The 20553-nt window shown below is 70.8% G+C and carries 20 protein-coding genes; 10 read left to right on the forward strand and 10 right to left on the reverse strand.

Annotation, left to right across the window (positions count from 1 at the left end; translation table 11 throughout):
- Positions 1-131: 131 nt before the first annotated feature.
- The 5 genes from folP (at position 132) to IM697_RS42175 (ending at position 3343) form a co-directional block, all read left to right on the forward strand.
- Positions 132-1046 carry a dihydropteroate synthase gene (gene folP / locus IM697_RS42155; protein WP_194042532.1) on the forward strand — a complete coding sequence of 305 codons (915 nt, stop codon included), beginning with the start codon at positions 132-134 and terminating at the stop codon, positions 1044-1046.
- Positions 1043-1546: a nuclear transport factor 2 family protein gene (locus IM697_RS42160; RefSeq protein WP_194042534.1), complete on the forward strand. Its 504-nt coding sequence runs from the start codon at positions 1043-1045 to the stop codon at positions 1544-1546. The genes folP and IM697_RS42160 overlap by 4 nt, the downstream gene beginning before the upstream one ends.
- Before the next feature lie 283 nt (positions 1547-1829).
- The gene (gene folB, locus IM697_RS42165) at positions 1830-2189 is read left to right on the forward strand and encodes a dihydroneopterin aldolase (protein WP_194042536.1); all 360 of its coding nucleotides are present in this window, start codon (positions 1830-1832) and stop codon (positions 2187-2189) included.
- Positions 2186-2797 carry a 2-amino-4-hydroxy-6-hydroxymethyldihydropteridine diphosphokinase gene (gene folK / locus IM697_RS42170; RefSeq protein ID WP_194042538.1) on the forward strand — a complete coding sequence of 204 codons (612 nt, stop codon included), beginning with the start codon at positions 2186-2188 and terminating at the stop codon, positions 2795-2797. Before folB ends, folK begins: the two co-directional genes overlap by 4 nt.
- A gap of 57 nt (positions 2798-2854) precedes the next feature.
- Positions 2855-3343 carry a DUF3180 domain-containing protein gene (locus IM697_RS42175; RefSeq protein ID WP_194042540.1) on the forward strand — a complete coding sequence of 163 codons (489 nt, stop codon included), beginning with the start codon at positions 2855-2857 and terminating at the stop codon, positions 3341-3343.
- A 24-nt stretch (positions 3344-3367) separates the two neighbouring features.
- Here IM697_RS42175 and folE read toward each other — a convergent pair whose 3' ends face one another.
- The 6 genes from folE to dacB all read right to left on the reverse strand — a co-directional run bounded on the left by folE (position 3368) and on the right by dacB (position 11185).
- Positions 3368-3973: a GTP cyclohydrolase I FolE gene (gene folE, locus IM697_RS42180; RefSeq protein ID WP_194042542.1), complete on the reverse strand. Its 606-nt coding sequence runs from the start codon at positions 3971-3973 to the stop codon at positions 3368-3370.
- A gap of 148 nt (positions 3974-4121) precedes the next feature.
- A complete protein-coding gene (gene ftsH, locus IM697_RS42185; protein WP_194042544.1) occupies positions 4122-6161 on the reverse strand; it encodes an ATP-dependent zinc metalloprotease FtsH in 2040 nt (679 codons plus the stop codon).
- Positions 6162-6346: 185 nt separating this feature from the next.
- Complete coding sequence (gene hpt / locus IM697_RS42190; RefSeq protein WP_194050111.1) at positions 6347-6907, reverse strand: hypoxanthine phosphoribosyltransferase; 561 nt, start codon at positions 6905-6907, stop codon at positions 6347-6349.
- Positions 6908-6979: 72 nt separating this feature from the next.
- Positions 6980-8095: a tRNA lysidine(34) synthetase TilS gene (gene tilS / locus IM697_RS42195; RefSeq protein WP_194042554.1), complete on the reverse strand. Its 1116-nt coding sequence runs from the start codon at positions 8093-8095 to the stop codon at positions 6980-6982.
- Positions 8096-8306: 211 nt separating this feature from the next.
- Positions 8307-9431, reverse strand: coding sequence for a zinc-dependent metalloprotease (locus IM697_RS42200; protein ID WP_194042556.1), 1125 nt, complete (start codon positions 9429-9431; stop codon positions 8307-8309).
- A gap of 89 nt (positions 9432-9520) precedes the next feature.
- Positions 9521-11185: a D-alanyl-D-alanine carboxypeptidase/D-alanyl-D-alanine endopeptidase gene (gene dacB, locus IM697_RS42205; RefSeq protein WP_228044385.1), complete on the reverse strand. Its 1665-nt coding sequence runs from the start codon at positions 11183-11185 to the stop codon at positions 9521-9523.
- A gap of 79 nt (positions 11186-11264) precedes the next feature.
- On the opposite strand from dacB, the gene IM697_RS42210 reads away from it, so the two are divergent.
- Positions 11265-11756 carry an inorganic diphosphatase gene (locus IM697_RS42210; RefSeq protein WP_031487466.1) on the forward strand — a complete coding sequence of 164 codons (492 nt, stop codon included), beginning with the start codon at positions 11265-11267 and terminating at the stop codon, positions 11754-11756.
- Positions 11757-11882: 126 nt separating this feature from the next.
- Positions 11883-13514 carry a threonine/serine exporter family protein gene (locus tag IM697_RS42215; protein ID WP_194042558.1) on the forward strand — a complete coding sequence of 544 codons (1632 nt, stop codon included), beginning with the start codon at positions 11883-11885 and terminating at the stop codon, positions 13512-13514.
- Between the two features lie 34 nt (positions 13515-13548).
- Here the strand turns inward: IM697_RS42215 and IM697_RS42220 are convergent, their stop codons facing one another.
- The gene (locus IM697_RS42220) at positions 13549-14430 is read right to left on the reverse strand and encodes a DedA family protein (protein WP_194042559.1); all 882 of its coding nucleotides are present in this window, start codon (positions 14428-14430) and stop codon (positions 13549-13551) included.
- Between the two features lie 137 nt (positions 14431-14567).
- On the opposite strand from IM697_RS42220, the gene IM697_RS42225 reads away from it, so the two are divergent.
- On the forward strand, positions 14568-14933 hold the full coding sequence (locus IM697_RS42225) for a YbjQ family protein (RefSeq protein ID WP_194042561.1): 366 nt from the start codon (positions 14568-14570) through the stop codon (positions 14931-14933).
- 28 nt (positions 14934-14961) lie between these two features.
- Here IM697_RS42225 and IM697_RS42230 read toward each other — a convergent pair whose 3' ends face one another.
- Positions 14962-15723, reverse strand: a complete 762-nt coding sequence (locus IM697_RS42230; RefSeq protein WP_194042563.1) for a MerR family transcriptional regulator — start codon at positions 15721-15723, stop codon at positions 14962-14964.
- A 126-nt stretch (positions 15724-15849) separates the two neighbouring features.
- Between IM697_RS42230 and IM697_RS42235 the strand changes: the two genes are divergently transcribed.
- Both IM697_RS42235 and gad read left to right on the forward strand, forming a co-directional pair.
- Positions 15850-17133, forward strand: a complete 1284-nt coding sequence (locus IM697_RS42235; RefSeq protein ID WP_194042565.1) for an ion channel protein — start codon at positions 15850-15852, stop codon at positions 17131-17133.
- Between the two features lie 30 nt (positions 17134-17163).
- The gene (gene gad, locus IM697_RS42240; RefSeq protein ID WP_194042567.1) at positions 17164-18570 is read left to right on the forward strand and encodes a glutamate decarboxylase; all 1407 of its coding nucleotides are present in this window, start codon (positions 17164-17166) and stop codon (positions 18568-18570) included.
- Positions 18571-18794: 224 nt separating this feature from the next.
- Here gad and IM697_RS42245 read toward each other — a convergent pair whose 3' ends face one another.
- Complete coding sequence (locus IM697_RS42245) at positions 18795-19568, reverse strand: ABC transporter permease (RefSeq protein ID WP_407699586.1); 774 nt, start codon at positions 19566-19568, stop codon at positions 18795-18797.
- Complete coding sequence (locus IM697_RS42250) at positions 19565-20530, reverse strand: ATP-binding cassette domain-containing protein (RefSeq protein WP_194042576.1); 966 nt, start codon at positions 20528-20530, stop codon at positions 19565-19567. The genes IM697_RS42245 and IM697_RS42250 overlap by 4 nt, the downstream gene beginning before the upstream one ends.
- Positions 20531-20553 lie beyond the last annotated feature (23 nt).

Consider the following 20553-nt stretch of genomic DNA (forward strand, 5'->3'; position numbering starts at 1 on the left):
TCGCGGCGCCCCGTACCCGGCCCGGTCCAACCGCGGCCATCCCCGCCCCGGCCCGAGCGGCAGCCCCACCCCCCAAGGCTCCCGCTCGGGCCGCGGCACGTCGCGGTCCTTGCTGGGCCTACGCTGAACATATGAGCAAGCAGAGCGGACGCGGGCGTGTCGCGGGCCTTCCGGCGTGGGACCGCTGCGCGGTCATGGGGGTGGTCAACGTGACCCCCGACTCCTTCTCCGACGGCGGCCGCTGGTTCGACACCACATCCGCCGTCAAGCACGGCCTCGCCCTGGTCGAGGAGGGCGCCGACCTGGTCGACGTCGGCGGCGAGTCCACCCGCCCCGGCGCCACCCGGGTCGACGAGGACGAGGAGCTGCGCCGCGTCGTCCCCGTCGTCCGCGGCCTCGCCGCCGAGGGCGTCACGGTCTCCGTGGACACCATGCGCGCCTCCGTCGCCGAGCAGGCCCTCGCCGCCGGCGCCGCCCTCGTCAACGACGTCAGCGGTGGCCTCGCCGACCCCGCGATGATCCCGGTCGTCGCCGACACCGACGCCCCCTTCGTCGTCATGCACTGGCGCGGCTTCCTGGAGGGCGGGAACGTCAAGGGCGTCTACGACGACGTCGTCGCCGAGGTCGTCGAGGAGCTGCACGCGCGCGTGGAGGCCGTCCTGGCCGGCGGCATCGCCCCCGACCGCATCGTCGTCGACCCCGGCCTCGGCTTCTCCAAGGACGCCGAGCACGACCTCGTCCTCCTCGCCCACCTCGACCGCCTGCTCGCCCTCGGCCACCCCCTCCTCGTCGCCGCCTCCCGCAAGCGGTTCCTCGGCCGGGTCCTCGCCGGACCGGAGGGCGCGCCGCCGCCCGCCCGGGAGCGCGACGCCGCCACGGCCGCCGTCTCGGCTCTCGCGGCGCACGCCGGCGCGTGGGCGGTGCGTGTACACGAGGTGCGCGCCACGGCGGACGCGGTGCGCGTCGCACGCGCCATCGAGGAGGCGCGCGAGGCGCGTGACGCCGGGAACGCGCCCGGAGCGGACGCCGCCGAAGGAGCCCGGTGAGCGCCCCCCACACCGATGTCGAACAAGTGGAAGCCGCCAACACCGCCTTCTACGAGGCGATGGAGCGCGGCGACTTCGAAGCGCTGTCCGCGCTCTGGCTCACCCCGTCCGACCTCGGTGTCGACGAGACCTACCACGACCCGGCCGACGCCGGCGTGATCTCCTGTGTGCACCCCGGCTGGCCGGTGCTCACCGGACGCGGGGAGGTCCTCAGGTCGTACGCCCTGATCATGGCGAACACCGACTACATCCAGTTCTTCCTCACCGACGTGCATGTCTCCGTCACCGGCGACACCGCCCTGGTGACCTGCACCGAGAACATCCTCAGCGGCGGCCCCGCGCCCGACGCCGGGGAGGAGCTCGGTCCGCTCGTGGGCCAGCTCGTGGTCGCCACGAACGTGTTCCGGCGCACGCCCGACGGCTGGAAGATGTGGTCGCACCACGCCTCGCCCGTGCTCGCCGAAAACGACGAGGAAGAAGGCGACGAGACCCCCTCCTGAGTGGGTAGGCGACGTATCAAGGGCCGCCGCAGGAATCACCACGGGCGCCCCGACGGGACCAAGAAGTGGTTGGAATCACGCGTGTGCGGGTAGGGGCGGCTACCAACCCGTGAGCCGCCGGGTTCCCCAGGGGAAACACACGATGAATCCTGCCGGCCCCGGACCGGGCCCACGCCCCGTGGCCCGGTTCTGTCAGTGCCCGCAGGTAGATTCGTTCGAGGCCGGTGTGCCGCCCGCACACGGCATCGACCGGCCGTCACCGACGATTGCAGGAGTGATTCGCGTGGATCGTGTCGCGCTGCGCGGCCTGAAGGCCCGCGGGTACCACGGTGTGTTCCCGGAGGAACGCAGGGAGGGCCAGACCTTCGTCGTGGACCTCGTCCTGGGCCTGGACACCCGGCCTGCCGCCGCCGACGACGACCTGGCGAAGACCGTGCACTACGGCATCGTGGCGGAGGAGGTCGTGGCCGTCGTCGAGGGCGAGCCGGTCAACCTCATCGAGACGCTCGCCGCACGCGTCGCCCAGGCCTGTCTGAAGCACGAGGGGGTCCAGGAGGTCGAGGTCACCGTCCACAAGCCGGACGCGCCGATCACGGTCCCCTTCGACGACGTGACCGTCACCATCACCCGGAGCCGAGTATGACTGCACCCTTCCTCAAGGGCCCCAGCGACCCGACCGTACAGCCGGTACCCGCCTCCGTCGTCGAGAAGGTCGACGCCGCCGACACCACCCTGCACAACCCCAAACGGGCCGTGCTCTCCCTCGGCTCCAACCTGGGCAACCGCCTGGAGACCCTCCAGGGCGCCATCGACGCGCTGGAGGACACCCCCGGCGTACGCATCAAGGGTGTCTCCCCCGTCTACGAGACCGAGCCCTGGGGCGTCGAGCCCGGCAGCCAGCCCACCTACTTCAACGCGATCGTGGTCCTCAAGACCACACTCCCCCCGTCCTCCCTCCTGGAGCGGGCGCACGCGGTCGAGGAGGCCTTCCACCGGGTCCGCGACGAGCGCTGGGGCGCACGCACCCTCGACGTCGACATCGTCGCCTACGCCGAACTCGTCTCCGACGACCCGCACCTCACCCTGCCCCACCCGCGCGCCCACGAACGGGCCTTCGTCCTCGCTCCCTGGCACGACCTGGAGCCCGAGGCCCAGCTGCCGGGCCGCGGCGCGGTCGCCGATCTGCTCGGCACCGTCCCCCAGGACGGCGTCGCGCCGCGCGAGGATCTGGAACTCCGGCTGCCCGAGTAGTCGTTAAGGTCAAGACGACCACAATCCGCGGGCACCCGGGGGAGCTGAAGGAACACCGTGAGAGAGCTGCGCATCAGGACGCTGGTCGGCGTGTTCATCGTCGCCGGTGTCCTGTCCTGGGCGGGCGCCCGCCTCTGGAACGCCGTGGGGACCCTGCCCAGCGTCCCCCTGGCCGCCCCCATCGTCCTGGCGATCATCGCCGTGATCCTGCTGTCCACGGCGCTGTCGATCCGCGCCCGCCTCAAGGCCCAGCGCGAACGCCGCCCCGAGGCCAAGGGCGTCGATCCCCTGATGGCGGCCCGCGCGGTCGTCTTCGGCCAGGCCAGCGCCCTGGTGGCCGCCCTCGTCGCCGGCATGTACGGAGGCACCGGCGTCTTCCTCCTGGAATCCCTCGACGTCCCCGCCCGCCGCGACCAGGCCATCTACGCCGGCTTCTCGGTCCTGGCCGGCATCGGCGTCATAGTGGCGGCGATCTTCCTGGAACGAGTGTGCAAACTCCCGGAGGACGACGAACACAACGGCACGGGGGCGGCGCCGACGGTGTAGCGCGGGGTCGGTGCGGACTGGTCGTCAGCGGGCCATGATGAGGCTCATCGCCTCGTTGCGCGTCGCCGCGTCCCTCAGCTGACCACGCACCGCCGACGTTATGGTCTTGGCGCCCGGCTTGCGGATGCCGCGCATCGACATGCACATGTGCTCGCACTCCACGACTACGATGACGCCGCGGGGCTCCAGGATCTCCATCAGGGAGTCCGCGATCTGGGTAGTGAGACGTTCCTGCACCTGCGGCCGACGGGCATAGACATCCACCAACCGGGCCAGCTTGGACAGCCCGGTGATCTTGCCGGACGTGGCCGGGATGTATCCGACGTGAGCGACGCCCCGGAACGGCACCAGATGATGCTCACAGGTCGAGTACACCTCGATGTCCTTCACGAGCACCATCTCGTCGTGCCCGATGTCGAACGTCGTCGTCAGCACGTCCTCGGGCTTCTGCCACAGCCCTCCGAAGATCTCCTTGTACGCCCGTGCCACCCGCGCCGGAGTCTCCCGAAGCCCCTCCCGATCAGGATCCTCCCCGACCGCGATCAGCAGCTCACGTACGGCGTTCTCGGCGCGCTTCTCGTCGAACTCGCCGATGAAGCCCTCGCCATCCAGCGTCACGGGGTCGGTCATGTGGTGCCTCGTTCCTCTGCGGGTCGCGCGCGTGTGGGCCACGTGCGCGTCTGAACTGCGGGCATACGGAAAATGCCGCGCCCCCCAGGCTAGAACCAGGGGGGCGCGGCATCCATTCCGGGCCAGGTGAGGACACCTGGCCCGGGCGTCAGCTCTCGGGACGCTCCTCAGGAGCCGGCTCGGTCGCCGGGGCGGGCTCCGTCACCGTCGACTTGGCGGTGCTGATCGCCGGGGTCGCACCGTTGGCGCCGTTCGTCAGTGCGAGCTCCTTGGGGGAGAGCACCGGCGGACGGGTGGACGGCGTACGGCGGGAGGAACCGGTCCAGGCGGGCCGCGGCGGGCGCTTGACGATCGGGGCGAAGATCTCGGCGATCTCCTCCTTGCCGAGCGTCTCCTTCTCCAGCAGCGCGAGCACCAGGTTGTCGAGGACGTCGCGGTTCTCGACCAGGATCTCCCAGGCCTCGTTGTGCGCGTTCTCGATGAGCTTCTTGACTTCCTCGTCCACCAGTGCGGCGACCTCTTCCGAGTAGTCGCGCTGGTGAGCCATCTCACGTCCGAGGAAGGGCTCGGTGTTGTCGCCGCCGAACTTGATGGCGCCCAGACGCTCGGTCATGCCGTACTGCGTGACCATCGCGCGGGCCGTGGCCGTGGCCTTCTCGATGTCGTTGGCCGCGCCCGTGGTCGGGTCGTGGAAGACGAGTTCCTCGGCCGCGCGGCCGCCCAGCATGTAGGCCAGCTGGTCCAGCATCTCGTTGCGCGTGGTCGAGTACTTGTCCTCGTCCGGCAGGACCATCGTGTAGCCGAGGGCGCGGCCTCTGGACAGGATCGTGATCTTGTGGACCGGGTCGGAGTTGGGGGAGGCCGCCGCGACCAGGGCGTGTCCGCCCTCGTGGTACGCGGTGATCTTCTTTTCCTTGTCCGACATGATCCGGGTCCGCTTCTGCGGGCCCGCCACGACGCGGTCGATGGCCTCGTCCAGCATCTGGTTGTCGACCAGCTTCTTGTCCGAGCGGGCCGTGAGCAGCGCGGCCTCGTTGAGGACGTTGCTCAGGTCCGCGCCGGTGAAGCCCGGGGTGCGGCGGGCGACCGCCGACAGGTCGACGTCCGGTGCGACCGGCTTGCCCTTCTGGTGGACCTTGAGGATCTCCAGACGGCCCTGCATGTCCGGGCGGTCGACCGCGATCTGGCGGTCGAAGCGGCCGGGGCGCAGGAGGGCCGGGTCGAGGATGTCGGGCCGGTTCGTCGCGGCGATGAGGATCACGCCGCCCTTGACGTCGAAGCCGTCCATCTCGACGAGCAGCTGGTTCAGGGTCTGCTCGCGCTCGTCGTGACCGCCGCCGAGGCCGGCGCCGCGGTGGCGGCCGACCGCGTCGATCTCGTCGACGAAGACGATCGCCGGGGCGTTCGCCTTGGCCTGCTCGAACAGGTCACGGACTCGGGAGGCACCGACGCCGACGAACATCTCGACGAAGTCGGAACCGGAGATCGAGTAGAAGGGGACGCCCGCCTCGCCGGCGACGGCGCGCGCGAGGAGCGTCTTGCCGGTGCCGGGAGGCCCGTAGAGCAGGACGCCCTTGGGGATCTTGGCACCCACGGCCTGGAACTTCGCCGGTTCCTGGAGGAACTCCTTGATCTCCTGGAGCTCTTCCACGGCCTCGTCCGAGCCGGCGACGTCCGAGAACGTCGTCTTCGGGGTGTCCTTGGTGATGAGTTTCGCCTTGGACTTGCCGAAGTTCATGACTCGGGAGCCGCCGCCCTGCATCTGATTCATCAGGAACAGGAACACGACGACGATGAGGACGAAGGGAAGCAGGGAGAGCAGGATGCCGACGAACGGGTTCTGCTTGGACGGCGAGACCGTGTAGCCGTCCGGGATCTGCTTCTGCTCGTACTTGTTCTGCAGTGTGTTGGCGATGGCCACACCCTGGTCGCCGATGTAGCTCGCCTGGATCTTGGAGCTGCCCTCGACCTTCTGGCCGTCCTTGAGCTGGGCCTTGACGGTCTGCTCGTCGCCGGTGGTCAGCTTGACCGACTCGACCTTGTTCTCGTTGATCGCCTGGACGACCTGGCCGGTGTCCACCGTCTTGTAGCCCTCGGACGAGCCGACGACCTGCATCAACACGACCACGGCAAGGACGGCCAGCACGATCCACATGACCGGCCCACGGAAGTATCGCTTCACGTCCATCCATACGGAGCGGTGCCGCCCCGTCCCTCCTGCCATAGTGAGTTTGATAAGACAGTTCTTCTGACGGTACCCCAGCTTTGTCGCCCGCAGCCGCACGGGACGGCTGGCAAGCCCGTCTGCATGCTCCAACGGCGCGAGGCCCGCCGGGGTTCCCGATCTTCGTACGGTGCTTGGGCCCTTCGGGCTCAGCCGCCGTAGACGTGGGGCGCGAGCGTACCGACGAACGGGAGGTTGCGGTACTTCTCGGCGTAGTCGAGGCCGTAGCCGACGACGAACTCGTTGGGGATGTCGAAGCCGACCCACTCGACGTCGATGGCGACCTTCGCGGCGTCCGGCTTGCGCAGCAGGGTGCAGATCTTCAGGGACTCGGGCTCGCGGGAGCCGAGGTTGTTGATCAGCCAGGACAGGGTCAGTCCGGAGTCGATGATGTCCTCGACGATCAGGACGTGCCGGCCCTTGATGTCGGTGTCGAGGTCCTTGAGGATCCGCACGACACCGGAGGACTGGGTGCCGGCGCCGTACGACGACACGGCCATCCAGTCCATGGTGACGGGGGTGGACAGCGCCCTTGCGAGGTCGGCCATCACCATCACCGCGCCCTTGAGGACGCCGACGATCAGCACGTCCTTGCCCTCGTACTCCGCGTCGATCTTCGCTGCCAGCTCGGCCAGCTTGGCGTCGATCTCTTCCTTGGTGATGAGCACCTGCTGGAGGTCGGCACCCATGTCTTTCGCGTCCACCCGCATCACTTTCGGTCGGTCGTCCCGCATTCCTGGCCGGCCTGGCCCCTCCACGACATGCCTCGGAGGGGTCGGGAATCAGCCTTGCCGAATCACCAGTCTGCCACCCTGCCGCTGGGCGACGACTTTGCCGGGGAGGTTGATGGCTCCCTGGCCGCGCCAGCCGGTGATCAGACGGTCGACTTCCTCGATGTGCCGGGCGAACAGGGAACCGGCGGGCGCCCCGGCCTCGATGGCGGCGCGGCGCAGGATCCGGCGGCGTACGGCGGGCGGCAGCGCGTACAGCTTGGCGCACTCCAGCAGTCCGGTCGCATCGCGTACGGCGGCCTCGGCCTGGCTGGCCCAGGCGTCGAGGGCGTCGGCGTCGTCGCGGGAGAGCTGGGCGGTGCGGGCGAGGGCCTCGACGACGCCCTTGCCGAGCGCCTTCTCCAGGGCGGGCAGCCCTTCCTGGCGCAGGCGCGAACGCGTGTACGCGGGGTCGGAGTTGTGGGGGTCGTCCCAGACCGGCAGGGACTGGACCATGCAGGCCTTGCGGGCGGTCTGCCGGTCGAGCCCGAGGAAGGGGCGCCGGTAGCGGCCGCCGGCCCCGGAGACCGCGGCCATTCCGGACAGGGAGCGGATGCCGGAGCCGCGGGCGAGGCCGAGCAGCACGGTCTCGGCCTGGTCGTCGCGGGTGTGGCCGAGCAGGACGGCAACGGCGCCGTGGCGGACGGCGGCGGCGTCGAGGGCGGCGTAGCGGGCGTCGCGGGCGGCGGCCTCGGGTCCGCCGGTGCGGCCGACGGTCACGGCGATGGACTCGGCCGGGTCGAGGCCGAGTTCGCGCAGGCGCTGGACGACTTCGTCGGCGCGCAGGTCGGAGCCGGGCTGCAGTCCGTGGTCGACGGTGATGCCGCCGGCGCGGATGCCGAGTTTGGGGGCTTCGAACGCGAGGGCGGAGGCGAGGGCCATGGAGTCGGCGCCGCCGGAGCACGCCACGAGCACGAGCGGGGAGGGGGGCCGCTCGTGCGGGGCAGCGTGCAGGGGCTCCCGGGGGGGCGGTCCGGGGAGCGCGTACGACGTTTCGAGCGCCGTGTCGTGGGCGGCGCGGGGGGCGCCGGTCGGTACGGCGGTGGTGCGGTTGTGTTCGGTGAGGATGTCGTGGAGGACGCGGCGGACCGCCAGGCGTATCGCCGCGACCGCAGGATGGGGACCCATGTCCGGTTCCCTTCATGAAGTTGTCGGGGGGTGAGTCCGAGTTCGGTCACTCAGAGTGTGTAGATGGTGACAGAACCGGGCCGTTCCCCGAGCATCGCACGCCTACCCATGGCTCACGGTCCCTCGGACGGGTGATTGGAGGGGCGTTCGCCTGCCGTCGGCCGGATTCGGTTCACGACCTTCGTATGAGATTCACAACGCGGCGCGCGATTCACGACTCCGTCTTGCGGTGCACCCGCGCGATCCAGTCCGCGGGTTTGGCGATCTCCGCCTTGGTGGGGAGGGTGTTCGGGGACGTCCACACGCGGTTGAAGCCGTCCATGCCGACCTGTTCCACGACGGACCGCACGAAGCGTTCGCCGTCGCGGTACTGCCGGAGTTTGGCGTCCAGGCCGAGCAGTTTGCGCAGGGCCATGTCCAGTCGGGAGGCGCCCTTGGCGCGGCGCTGCTGGAACTTCTCGCGGATCTCGGCGACGGACGGCACCACGGCCGGGCCGACGCCGTCCATGACGAAGTCGGCGTGGCCTTCCAGGAGGGACATCACGGCGGTGAGGCGGCCGAGGATCTCCCGCTGGGCCGGGGTCTGCACCAGTTCCACGAAGGAGCGCCCGCCGTCGTCCTCCTCGGCCTCGGGCCGGCCGCCCGAGAGGGACTGTGCGGCTTCGCGGATGCGTTCGAGGACGGTCATGGGGTCGACGTCGGTCTCCCCCAGGAATGACTGGATTTCGCCCTCCAGGTGGTCCCGCAGCCAGGGGACGGCGCTGAACTGCGTGCGGTGGGTCTCCTCGTGCAGGCACACCCACAGGCGGAAGTCGTGGGGCTGGACGTCGAGTTCGCGCTCGACGTGCACGATGTTCGGGGCGACGAGGAGGAGGCGGCCGCCGCCGTTCTCGCCCGCGGGGAGTTCGCGGGTGGCGGGGGCGAAGGTCTCGTACTGACCGAGGACGCGGGAGGCGAGGAAGGACAGCAGCATTCCGAGTTCGACGCCGGTGACCTTGCCGCCGACCGCGCCGAGGACCGCGCCGCCGGGGCTGCTGGTGCGGCGTTCCTGCATCTTGTCGAGGAGGGGCTTGAGGATCTCGCGGAAGCCGGCGACGTTCGCCCGGACCCAGCCGGGGCGGTCGACGACGAGGACGGGGGTGTCGTGGATGTCGTCCGTGCCCATCCGGGTGAAGCCCCGGACGTGTTCCTCCGAGGACTTGGCGTGTCGGCGCAGCTCGGCGACGACGGCCCGGGCCTCGTCGCGGCTCACCTCGGGGCCCGGCCGTACGAGCCGGGTCGCGGTCGCCACCGCGAGATTCCAGTCGACCATCTCGGCACCACCGATGCTCGTCATGTGTCAACCGTACGTGAGCGCTCCCTCTTGGGGCAGGCCGTGGCGGTCGGCTGGAGCAGGGGTGCGGTGCGAGGGCTTTCAGAACACCCCTAGCCGCAACCGCACGACGCCAGTGCCGTCGCCGTCCTGTCCAGCGCCGACTGTGCCGCGTCCCGGTTCGTCGTGCCCGTCGCCAGGAAGGCGAAGGCGAAGAGGTGGCCGTCCTGGTCGACGGCGGTGCCGGCCAGGGCGTTGACGCCGGTGAGGGTGCCGGTCTTGGCCCGGACGATGCCGGCCGCGCCGTCCGTGTAGCGGGTGGTGAGGGTGCCGGTGAAGCCGGCGACGGGGAGGCCGGTCAGGATCGGGCGGAGTTGTGGGTGGGCCGGGTCGGCCGCCTTGGCCAGGAGGGCCGTGAGGAGGTCGGCGGTGAGCCGGTCGGCGCGGTTGAGGCCGCTGCCGTCCTTGAAGTCGGAGCCGGCCACCGGGAGGCCGAGCTTCTCGAGCCGGTCGCCGATCGCCTTGCCGGCGCCGTCGAAGTCGGCGCGTGCGCCGCTGGCCACGGCGGTCTGGCGGGCCAGGGCCTCGGCGATGTCGTTGTCGCTGTTGGTGAGCATGCGCTCGACCAGGGCGGACAGCGGCGGTGAGGAGACCTCGGCGAGCGGCTCGGCGCGGTTCGTCGCCTTGGACGGGCCGGGTGCGGTGGTCTTGATGCCGCGGTCGGCGAGGAGGTCGGCGAACTTGGCCGCCGCGTCCTTCGCCGGGTCCGGGACCCGGGCCGCCGTGCCGCTGGTGGAGTCGTCCGTGCGGCCCTCGTCGACCATCAGGGCGCTGACCGGGGCCAGATTGGGGTTCTTGCCGATCGGGTGCCGCTCGGGTCCGGCGTAGAGCGTCTTGTCGTACGAGAGGGTGACCTGGCGTACGTCCCGCTTCTTCAGCGCCTCGGCCGTCCGGTCGGCCAGGTCGCGCAGGCTCGCCCAGCCGTCGGCCTCCTTGCGGGCGGTGAGGGTGGGGTCGCCGCCGCCGACCAGGACCAGTTCCTTCGTGTCGGGTTCCAGGGCGGCGCGGGTGGTGAGGCGGTGGTCGGGGCCGAGCGCGGCGAGGGCGGCCGCGGCGGTGGCGATCTTCGTCGTGGAGGCGGGGGTGAGGGCCTCGGCGCCGCCCTCGCCGTACAGGCGTTTGCCGCTGGCCACGTCCACGACCGCCGCCGACAGCTGGCTGCCCAGCTCCGGGGCGTCCAGGAGCGGGCCCATGAGGTCGGCCAGGGCCTTGCCGTTCGGGGCCGACTTCACGGTGCTGGTGCCGCCGCCCAGGCCGGTCAGGACGGAGGCGGCGCTGGGGGCGGGGCGGGGCCCCTCGGCCGTCGTACCGGAGGAATCGGAGGAATCAGAGGAGCCAGAGGAATCGGATGTATCGGTATTACGCCCGTGATCTGCGCCACCCGTGCGCTCCTGGGCGACCGCCCGGTCCCGCTCGGCCGTACGCTGACCGGTGGAGTCCCAGGGGCCGGCGGCGGTCACCACTCCGGCGGCCAGCGCCAGTCCGGCGGTGGCGGCGCCCGCGGTGTACTGCCAGGTCTTCGGCCTCGCGATGCGTGCGGCCTGCGGGGAGACGGCTCGCGCGAGCCGTACGACCCGCGGTTTCGCGGCCGTCGCGGCGCGGGCGAGACGTGGGCGTACGGCCTGTGCGGCCCGTGCCAGACGCGGTCGAACGGCGCCCGCGGCCCGCGTCACATGCGGTCTCGCGGCCCGCCACGGCCTCAGCTCCGGCACGACCACCAGCCCCTTTCGCGATCACACACCTGCGTGAGGGACACTTAACCACCAGAACTATGTGTTGATCATGGAGGAGCCACCGGTGGAGTTCGACGTCACGATCGAGATCCCGAAGGGTTCGCGGAACAAGTACGAGGTGGACCACGAGACCGGTCGGATCCGCCTGGACCGTCGCCTCTTCACCTCGACCGCCTACCCGACCGACTACGGCTTCGTCGAGAACACCCTCGGCGAGGACGGCGACCCGCTGGACGCGCTGGTCATCCTGGACGAGCCGACCTTCCCGGGCTGCCTCATCAAGTGCCGTGCGATCGGCATGTTCCGGATGACGGACGAGGCCGGCGGAGACGACAAGCTGCTGTGCGTGCCGGCGACGGACCCGCGCGTGGAGCACCTGCGTGACATCCACCACGTGTCGGAGTTCGACCGCCTGGAGATCCAGCACTTCTTCGAGGTCTACAAGGACCTGGAGCCCGGCAAGTCGGTCGAGGGCGCCGACTGGGTGGGCCGCACCGAGGCCGAGGCCGAGATCGAGCGGTCGTACAAGCGCTTCAAGGACCAGGGCGGCCACTGAGCCACCGGCGGCTTCCGGCCGCTTCCCGCCATGTGAACGGGCTGTACGCGTGGGCGTGCAGTCCGTTCGTGCGTCTGTGCGCATACTGAGGGCTGCAGGAGGTGTCGTACGAGGAGCGCTACGCAGGTGACGGACTGGGAGGACCGCAAGCCGCAGTCGGACGAGGCGAGGATGGCCTTCACTCCGCCCGCGGGAATCGAGGTGGGGGACAGCGAGTCGGAGACCACCTCCGAGTTCGCCCTCCCTCAGGGGCTGGACGTACCGCAGCAGCCGGTGCAGGAACCCGAGGGGTCGGCGTTCAGCACGCCGAGCGGCTACAGCGTCGAGGACGCCCCGCCCGCGTTCACTCCCGCCACCGGCATCCCGCGGATAAGCCTGACCAAGGACCTGCCCTGGCAGGACCGGATGCGCACGATGCTGCGCATGCCGGTGGCCGAGCGGCCCGCCCCGGAGCCGATGCCGAAGGCGGAGGAGGAGGGCCCGGCCGTTCCGCGCGTGCTGGACCTGACGCTGCGTATCGGCGAGCTGCTGCTGGCGGGCGGTGAGGGCGCCGAGGACGTGGAGGCGGCGATGTTCGCGGTCTGCCGGTCCTACGGCCTGGACCGGTGCGAGCCGAACGTCACCTTCACGCTGCTGTCGGTCTCGTATCAGCCGTCACTGGTGGACGATCCGGTGTCGGCATCGCGCACGGTACGGCGGCGCGGCACCGACTACACGCGTCTGGCGGCCGTGTACCGGCTCGTGGACGACCTCAGCGACCCGGAGACCCATATCTCCCTGGAGGAGGCCTACGGGCGGCTGGCGGAGATCCGCCGCAACCGGCACCCGTACCCGACCTGGGTGCTGACCGCGGCGAGCGGGCTGCTCGCGGGCGCGGCCTCCGTACTGGTCGGCGGTGGGGTGCTGGTGTTCTTCGCCGCCGCGATCGGCGCGATGCTCGGCGACCGGCTGGCGTGGCTGTGCGCGGGGCGCGGGCTGCCGGAGTTCTACCAGTTCACGGTGGCCGCGATGCCCCCCGCGGCGATAGGGATCGCGCTGACGCTGACGCACGCCGATGTGAGAGCGTCGGCGGTCATCACCGGTGGGCTGTTCGCGCTGCTGCCCGGGCGGGCGCTGGTGGCGGGCGTGCAGGACGGGCTGACCGGCTACTACATCACCGCGTCCGCGCGGCTGCTGGAGGTGCTGTACTTCTTCGTCGGCATCGTCGTCGGGGTGCTGGTGGTCCTGTACTTCGGGGTCAATCTCGGTGCCGAGCTGGACCCCGACGCGGCGCTGCACGTCTCCAACCGGCCGTACTGGCAGATCGCCGCGTCGATGCTGCTGGCGCTGACCTTCGCCGTGCTGCTCCAGCAGGAACGATCCACCGTGCTCGCCGTGACCCTCAACGGGGGCGTCGCCTGGGTGGTGTACGGCGCCATGCACTACGCCGGCGAGCTGTCGCCGGTCGCTTCCACGGCCGTCGCCGCGGGCGTGGTGGGGTTGTTCGGACAGTTGATGGCGCGGTACCAGTTCGCGTCGGCGCTGCCCTACACCACCGCCGCGATCGGGCCCCTGCTGCCGGGTTCCGCCACCTACTTCGGGCTGCTGTCGATCGCGCAGAACGACGTGGACGCGGGGCTTGTCTGGCTGGCCACGGCGGCGTCCCTGGCCATGGCCATCGCCATCGGGGTGAACCTCGGCTCCGAGATCTCGCGGTTGTTCCTGCGGATCGGGTCGCCGGAGAAGCGGCGAGCCGCCAAGCGGACTCGAGGATTCTGAGTGCCTGGCGGCTCGGTCACCTGCTCGGGGCGGTTCAGTAGCCCTGGTTCGGCGGGTACTGCTGGTTCTGGTGGTTCTGTTGGCCGTAACCCTGCGGGTACTGCTGGGCGTACGGCTGCTGCTGGGGCTGCCGGCCGTAGTACTGCTGGTCGTAGCCGTACTGCTGGCTCCCCTGGTTGCCGTACGGCGGCTGCTGGGGCTGGTCGTCGGACGGGATCCGGCGCAGCTGGGTCGTCGCGTCGTCCATCTGCGGATGCTGCTGGTGCTGTACGGCGACGGGAGCCTCGGCGGCGGCGCGCTTCTTCTTGGCGCGCTCCCGCAGGAACTCGATGATGATCGGGACCACCGAGACGAAGACGATGAGGACGAGGATCGCCTCGACGTTGGTCTTGATGAACTCGATCTGGCCGAGCCAGTAGCCCGCGAGGGTGACGCCGGAGCCCCAGGCGATGCCGCCGATGACGTTGTACGTGAAGAACGTGGCGTACTTCATACGGCCGGCGCCCGCCACGATGGGGGCGAAGGTGCGCACGATCGGGACGAAGCGGGCGAGGACGATCGCCTTGGGGCCGTACTTCTCCATGAACTCGTGGGCCTTCTCCAGGTTCTCCTGTTTGAAGAGCTTGGAGTTGGGGCGGTTGAAGAGCCTCGGGCCGAAGAACTTGCCGATCATGTAGCCGACCTGGTCGCCGATGACGGCGGCCAGGACGATGAGCGTGCAGACCAGCCACAGGGGCTGGGTGATGTAGTTCCCCTCGGCCACGAACAGGCCCGCCGTGAACAGCAGGGAGTCCCCGGGCAGGAACGCGAAGAGGCCGGACTCGGCGAAGACGATCAGCAGGATGCCGGGGAGGCTGAAGGTCTCGATCAGATAGTCCGGGCTGAGCCACTCGGGGCCGAGCGCAAGCGTGGTCACGGGATTGTGGCTCCTGCGGGGAAGGGGCGGGCGGGCTGTGACTGGCGGGTCAAAAATATCAACGCCGTACCGGTCGCCCAGGTTCCATGGACCCGTTCAGGATGCACTGTGCGCCCGCCGGGACAAAGCTGTGAGGCATGGGCATCGAAGATTACGGCGGCGGGCAGGGACCCCAGCCGGACGTTCTGGTAGTGACCACGAATGACGTCCCCGGATACCGGGTCACACAGGTCATCGGCGAGGTCTTCGGACTGACCGTGCGCTCCCGGCACGTCGGCAGTCAGATCGGCGCCGGTCTGAAGTCGCTGGTGGGCGGTGAGCTCAAGGGGCTCACCAAGACGCTGGTGGAGACCCGGAACCAGGCCATGGAGCGGCTCGTCGAGCAGGCACGCGCGCGTGGCGCGAACGCGGTGCTGATGTTCCGGTTCGACGTGACCGAGGCGGCCGACGTGGGCACCGAGGTGTGCGCCTACGGGACCGCGGTGGTCCTGACCCGGGAGTGACCCGTACGGCCCCTCCCGGGCCAGGGCGTCACGAGGTGTGGCGGGCGGCGTTGGCGAGGATCGCGTCCTTCATGTAGACGGCGAGCCCCGGCTTGGCCTTGTCGATGTTGTGCGTGAACCGCTCGTCGGCGACGTACATCTCACCGAGGCACGCGTGCATCTCGTGCCCGCAGTCGTAGTGGTTGCGGGAGATCCCCTGGCGGTGCTCCTCGGCGGCGTCCATGGCGGCCTCGGAGTCCGCCGGCTCGCCGGCCTCCATGAGCGCGACGAAACGCCGCGTGAGTTCGTCGGCCTCGCGCTGGATCCGCTGCCAGTCCTCCTTGGTGTAGGAGGCCGCGCGCTGCTGTGACTGCCGGTAGGCGTCGGTGTCGCCCCAGCGCTCCCGCACCTCCTCCTCGTACTGGTCCGGGTCGAAGTCCCCGAACACCTCGAACTTCTCCTCCGGCGTCAGATTGATCCCCATCTTGCGTGCCTCCATGGCGTGTTCCACGGCCTCCGCCATCTTCTGCAGCTTCTCGATCCGGGCGGTCAGCAGCTCGTGCTGCCGGCGCAGGTGAGTGCGCGGGTCCGCGTCCGGGTCGTCGAGCAGGGCGGCGACCTCCTCGAGCGGGAAGCCGAGCTCGCGGTAGAACAGGATCTGCTGCAGCCGGTCGAGGTCGGCGTCGTTGTAGCGCCGGTGGCCCGCGTGGCTGCGCTCGCCGGGTACGAGCAGGCCGATGTCGTCGTAGTGGTGCAGGGTGCGCACCGTCACACCGGCGAATCCGGCGACCTGTCCCACGGAGTAGCTCACTTCCGCTCCCTTCTCGGTACGCGCTCCACGGTGGCTCCTCACGCGACGTGAGGTGCAAGCCCGTTGTCGCGCCTGTGTCACCCGGCCCGAAATGAAGCGTCCGTTATGCCCGCTTATGGTGAGCTGGTGGCCCAGGAAACCCCGGGGCAGGCGCCCCCCGCTCCGGCGACCCCGGCGCGCATGCTGCTGCCGTCGATCCTGCCCGCCCTGGCCGTGGGCGTGATGGCGAGCCTGCTGCTCCTGGGGGTGAGCGAGGCGGCCGAGGCGCTCCAGGACGTGCTGTGGGGCGATCTGCCGGACGCCCTGGGCGTGGGCCGCTACTCGGTGCTGTGGATGCTGGTGATGCTCACCGCCACCGGGATCGCGGTGGGCCTGGTGGTGTGGAAGGCGCCGGGGCACGCCGGGCCCGATCCCGCCACCATCGGCCTGGACGCGCCCGTGCTGCCGCTCTCGGTGCTGCCCGGGCTGGCGCTGGCGACGGCGCTGATGCTGGCGGGCGGGCCGAGCCTGGGCCCGGAGAACCCGATCATCGCGGTGAACGTGGGCCTGGCCTACTGGCTGGGCCACCGCCTCGTGCCCCGGGCCCCTGGCCGGCTGTGGCCGATGCTGGCGGAGGCGGCGACGATCGGCGCGCTGTTCGGGACGCCGGTAGCGGCGGCACTGCTGCTGTCGGAGGCGCTGGCGACGCGTGAGACGCGGGGCGCGCTGTGGGACAACGTGTTCGCACCGCTGGTGTCGGCCGCGGCGGGGGCGATGACCGTCAACCTGGTGGCCGAGCCCAGCTTCGACCTGGATCTGCCCGCGTTCGGGCGTCCCGGCTGGGTGGACCTGCTGGCGGCGCTGGTGGTCGCCTCGGCGGCGGCGCTGCTCGGCATGGCGGCGGTCCACGCCTTCCCCCATGTGCACGCCGTCTTCCGTCGGCTGCGGCACCCGATGGTGGCGCTGCCCGTCGGCGGGGTCGTGCTGGGGCTCCTGGGGGCGCTGGGCGGCCATCTGACGCTCTTCAAGGGGCTGGACGAGGTCGGGGAGCTGGCGGCCGATCCGGACGGCTGGACGGCCGGGGAGTTCGCCACGATGACGGTCGTCAAGCTGGCCGCGCTGGTCGTCGCCGCGTCCTGCGGGTTCCGGGGCGGGCGGATCTTCCCGGCCGTCTTCGTCGGCGCCGCGCTCGGCCTCACCGCCCATGCCCTGGTGTCGGACGTGCACCCGGCGGTGGGGGTGTCCGCGGGCGTGCTGGGCGTGCTGCTGGCGATCACCCGGCAGGGCTGGGTGAGCCTGTTCACCGCCGCCGTCCTGGTCGCCTCGCCCTCGATCATCGCCCTGTTGTGCATCGCCTCGCTGCCGGCCTGGCTGCTGGTGACCGGGCGGCCCCAGATGCAGTTGCGCGCGGACGGAACTCCGGTCCGCTGACACCCGTTCAGGAATGCAGGAGGCAGGCCCATGTCGTTGCACAGAGGTCCCCGGGACCCCGACGAGCGTCACCTGTCCGTGAACCCCTTCTACGGCGAGGCGAACCCGGTCGGCGGCATGGCCGACGCCCCGCCCACGCATCGGCTGCCCGACGCGCCGCTCGCGCCGTCGACGGCCTATCAGCTGGTGCACGACGAGCTGATGCTGGACGGCAACTCCCGGCTCAACCTGGCCACCTTCGTCACCACGTGGATGGAGCCGCAGGCCGATGTGCTGATGGCGGAGTGCCGGGACAAGAACATGATCGACAAGGACGAGTACCCGCGCACCGCCGAGCTGGAGCGGCGCTGCGTGGCGATGCTCGCCGATCTGTGGCACGCGCCCGATCCGGCGGCGGCCGTGGGCTGTTCGACGACCGGCTCCAGCGAGGCGTGCATGCTCGCGGGGATGGCGCTGAAGCGCCGCTGGGCCAAGCGCAACGCCGACCGCTATCCGGGCGCGCGCCCCAACCTCGTGATGGGGATCAACGTCCAGGTCTGCTGGGACAAGTTCTGCAACTTCTGGGAGGTCGAGCCCCGCCTGGTGCCGATGGAGGGCGAGCGGTTCCATCTCGATCCGCAGGCGGCGGCCGAGCTGTGCGACGAGAACACCATCGGGGTCGTCGGGATCCTCGGCTCCACCTTCGACGGTTCCTACGAGCCGATCGCGGAGCTGTGCGCGGCCCTCGACGCCCTTCAGGGGCGCACGGGGCTCGACGTCCCGGTGCACGTCGACGGCGCGTCCGGCGCCATGGTGGCGCCCTTCCTCGACGAGGACCTGGAGTGGGACTTCCGGCTGCCGAGGGTCGCCTCGATCAACACCTCGGGGCACAAGTACGGGCTCGTCTACCCCGGGGTCGGCTGGGCGCTGTGGCGGGACGCCGAGGCGCTGCCCGAGGAGCTCGTGTTCCGCGTCAACTACCTGGGCGGCGACATGCCGACCTTCGCGCTGAACTTCTCCCGGCCGGGCGCCCAGGTCGTGGCGCAGTACTACTCGTTCCTGCGGCTGGGCCGCCAGGGCTACCGGGCGGTGCAGCAGACCGCGCGGGACGTGGCCGGCCGGCTCGCCCGGGCCGTGGAGAAGCTCGGCGACTTCCGGCTGCTGACCCGGGGCGACCAACTGCCGGTGTTCGCCTTCACCACGGCCCCGGACGTGCGGGCGTACGACGTCTTCGACGTCTCCCGGCGGATGCGGGAGACGGGCTGGCTGGTCCCGGCGTACACCTTCCCGCCCCACCGCCAGGACCTGTCCGTGCTGCGGGTCGTCTGCCGCAACGGCTTCTCCGCCGACCTCGCCGAGCTGTTCGTGGCGGACCTGAGCCGTGCCCTGCCGGAGCTGCGCCGCCAGCCGCACCCCTTCACCCGGGACAGGGAGGCGGCCACCGGCTTCCACCACTAGGCCTGTCGTCAAATTCCCGCCTGCCGCGCGGCGTCATGCACGCTCCCCCACTGCCTTGAGGGCGTGGGAGGTACCCCCACTCGCCGCACCGCGCGAAAGCCCACGTGGCGCCTCCCCCACGCTCGAACCGGCTTCCCTCGGCTTGCGCGGGGGCACCCCCATCGCGGCGGGCGCGCGGCCCGCCCTTCGGGCGGACGACGGGAATTGACGACAGGGCGTGGCCGCTAACGGCTCATGCGCGCGAACCGTCGTACGGCCAGTGGGAAGAACACCGCCAGGAGGACCAGCGGCCATACGATCGCCGCCGCCAGGTGCGCGGTGCCCGTGCCGGCGAACAGGTCCCGTACGGCCGTCGCCGTGTGGGACATCGGGTTCCGGTCGACGACCGCGGCCAGCCAGCCGGGCATGGACTCGGGCAGGGCGAGCGCGTTGGACAGGAAGGCGATCGGCCAGACCAGGATCTGCACCGCCTGCACCATCTCCGGCCTGCCGGCCACCAGCGCCAGATGGATGCCGATCCACAGCATGGCGAAGCGGAAGAGCAGCAGCAGCCCGAAGGCGCCCAGGAAGGCCCCGGGGCCGCCGTCCACGCGCCAGCCGAGGGCGTGGCCGACGCCCATGAGGACGAGCAGCGCCAGCGCCGACTGGAGCATGTCGGCTGCGGAACGGCCCACCAGGACGGCCCCGTTGGTCATCGGCATGGACCGGAAGCGGTCGATCACACCCTTGTTGAGGTCCTGGGTGACCGCGATCATCGTGCCCTCCAGTCCGAAGGCCATGGTGAGCGCGAGCATCCCGGGGACGAGATAGTCGATGTAGGAGCCCTCGACCCCCCGGCCGCCGCCGATCAGATAGCCGAACATCAGCAGCAGCATCACGGGAAAGACCAGGTTGACCACGACCTGCACGGGCTGCCGCGCCCAGTGGGCGAGTTCGCGGCGGGTCATGGTCCAGGAGTCGGTCAGCGCGTGCGCGCCGGCGTTCGTGCTCATACTCATACGGGCTCCTTCACTCGGTGCTCGTCCTCGGTGAGGCGCAGGAACACCTCGTCCAGCGTCGGCCGGCGCAGGGCGATGTCCGCCGCCTCTATTCCGGCCGCCTCCAGGGCCCGTACGACGCCGGAGAGCGCCGCCATCCGGTCGGTGACCGGGGCGCTGAGCAGGCGGCGGTCGGTGTCGACGGAGACGCCCGACGCGGGGACCGGCAACAGGGCGACCGCCGCGCCCAGTTGCCCGGCGTCGCGCAGGACGACGTCGATGCGGTCGCCGCCGGTCAGTGCCTTCAGCTCGTCCGACGTGCCGTCGGCGATGACCCGGCCGGCGTCCACGACCGAGATGCGGTCGGCGAGTTGGTCGGCCTCCTCCAGGTACTGGGTGGTGAGCAGGACCGTGGTGCCGCCGCCGACGAGGGAGCGGACGGCGGACCAGACCTCGGCGCGGCCGCGCGGGTCGAGTCCGGTGGTGGGTTCGTCGAGGAAGAGCACCTCCGGGTCGGTGATGAGTGAGGCGGCCAGGTCCAGCCGGCGGCGCATGCCTCCGCTGTACTGCTTGACCGGCTTGCGGCCGGTGTCGGCCAGGCCGAAGCGCTCCAGGAGTTCGTCGGCGCGCACGCGCGCGCGGCGGGCGCCGAGGTGGTGGAGGCGGCCGAACATCTCCAGGTTCTGATGGCCGCCCAACTCCTCGTCCACGGCCGCGTGCTGGCCGAGCAGGCCGATGCGCAGGCGCACCTCGTACGCGTGGCGCACCACGTCGTGCCCGGCCACCTCGACGTGGCCGCCGTCCGGCCGCAGCAGGGTGGACAGGATCCGGACCAGGGTGGTCTTGCCGGCCCCGTTCGGGCCGAGCACTGCGTGCACGGTGCCGTGCGCGACCGTGAGGTCGAGCCCGTCCAGTGCGTTCTTGCCGGCTTTGCCGCCGTACTTCTTGCGTGCCCCTTCGACGGTGATCGCCGCGTCGGCCACTGCTTCTCCCTCGCTAGTCAAAC

Source organism: Streptomyces ferrugineus, assembly GCF_015160855.1.
Lineage (GTDB): Bacteria > Actinomycetota > Actinomycetes > Streptomycetales > Streptomycetaceae > Streptomyces > Streptomyces ferrugineus.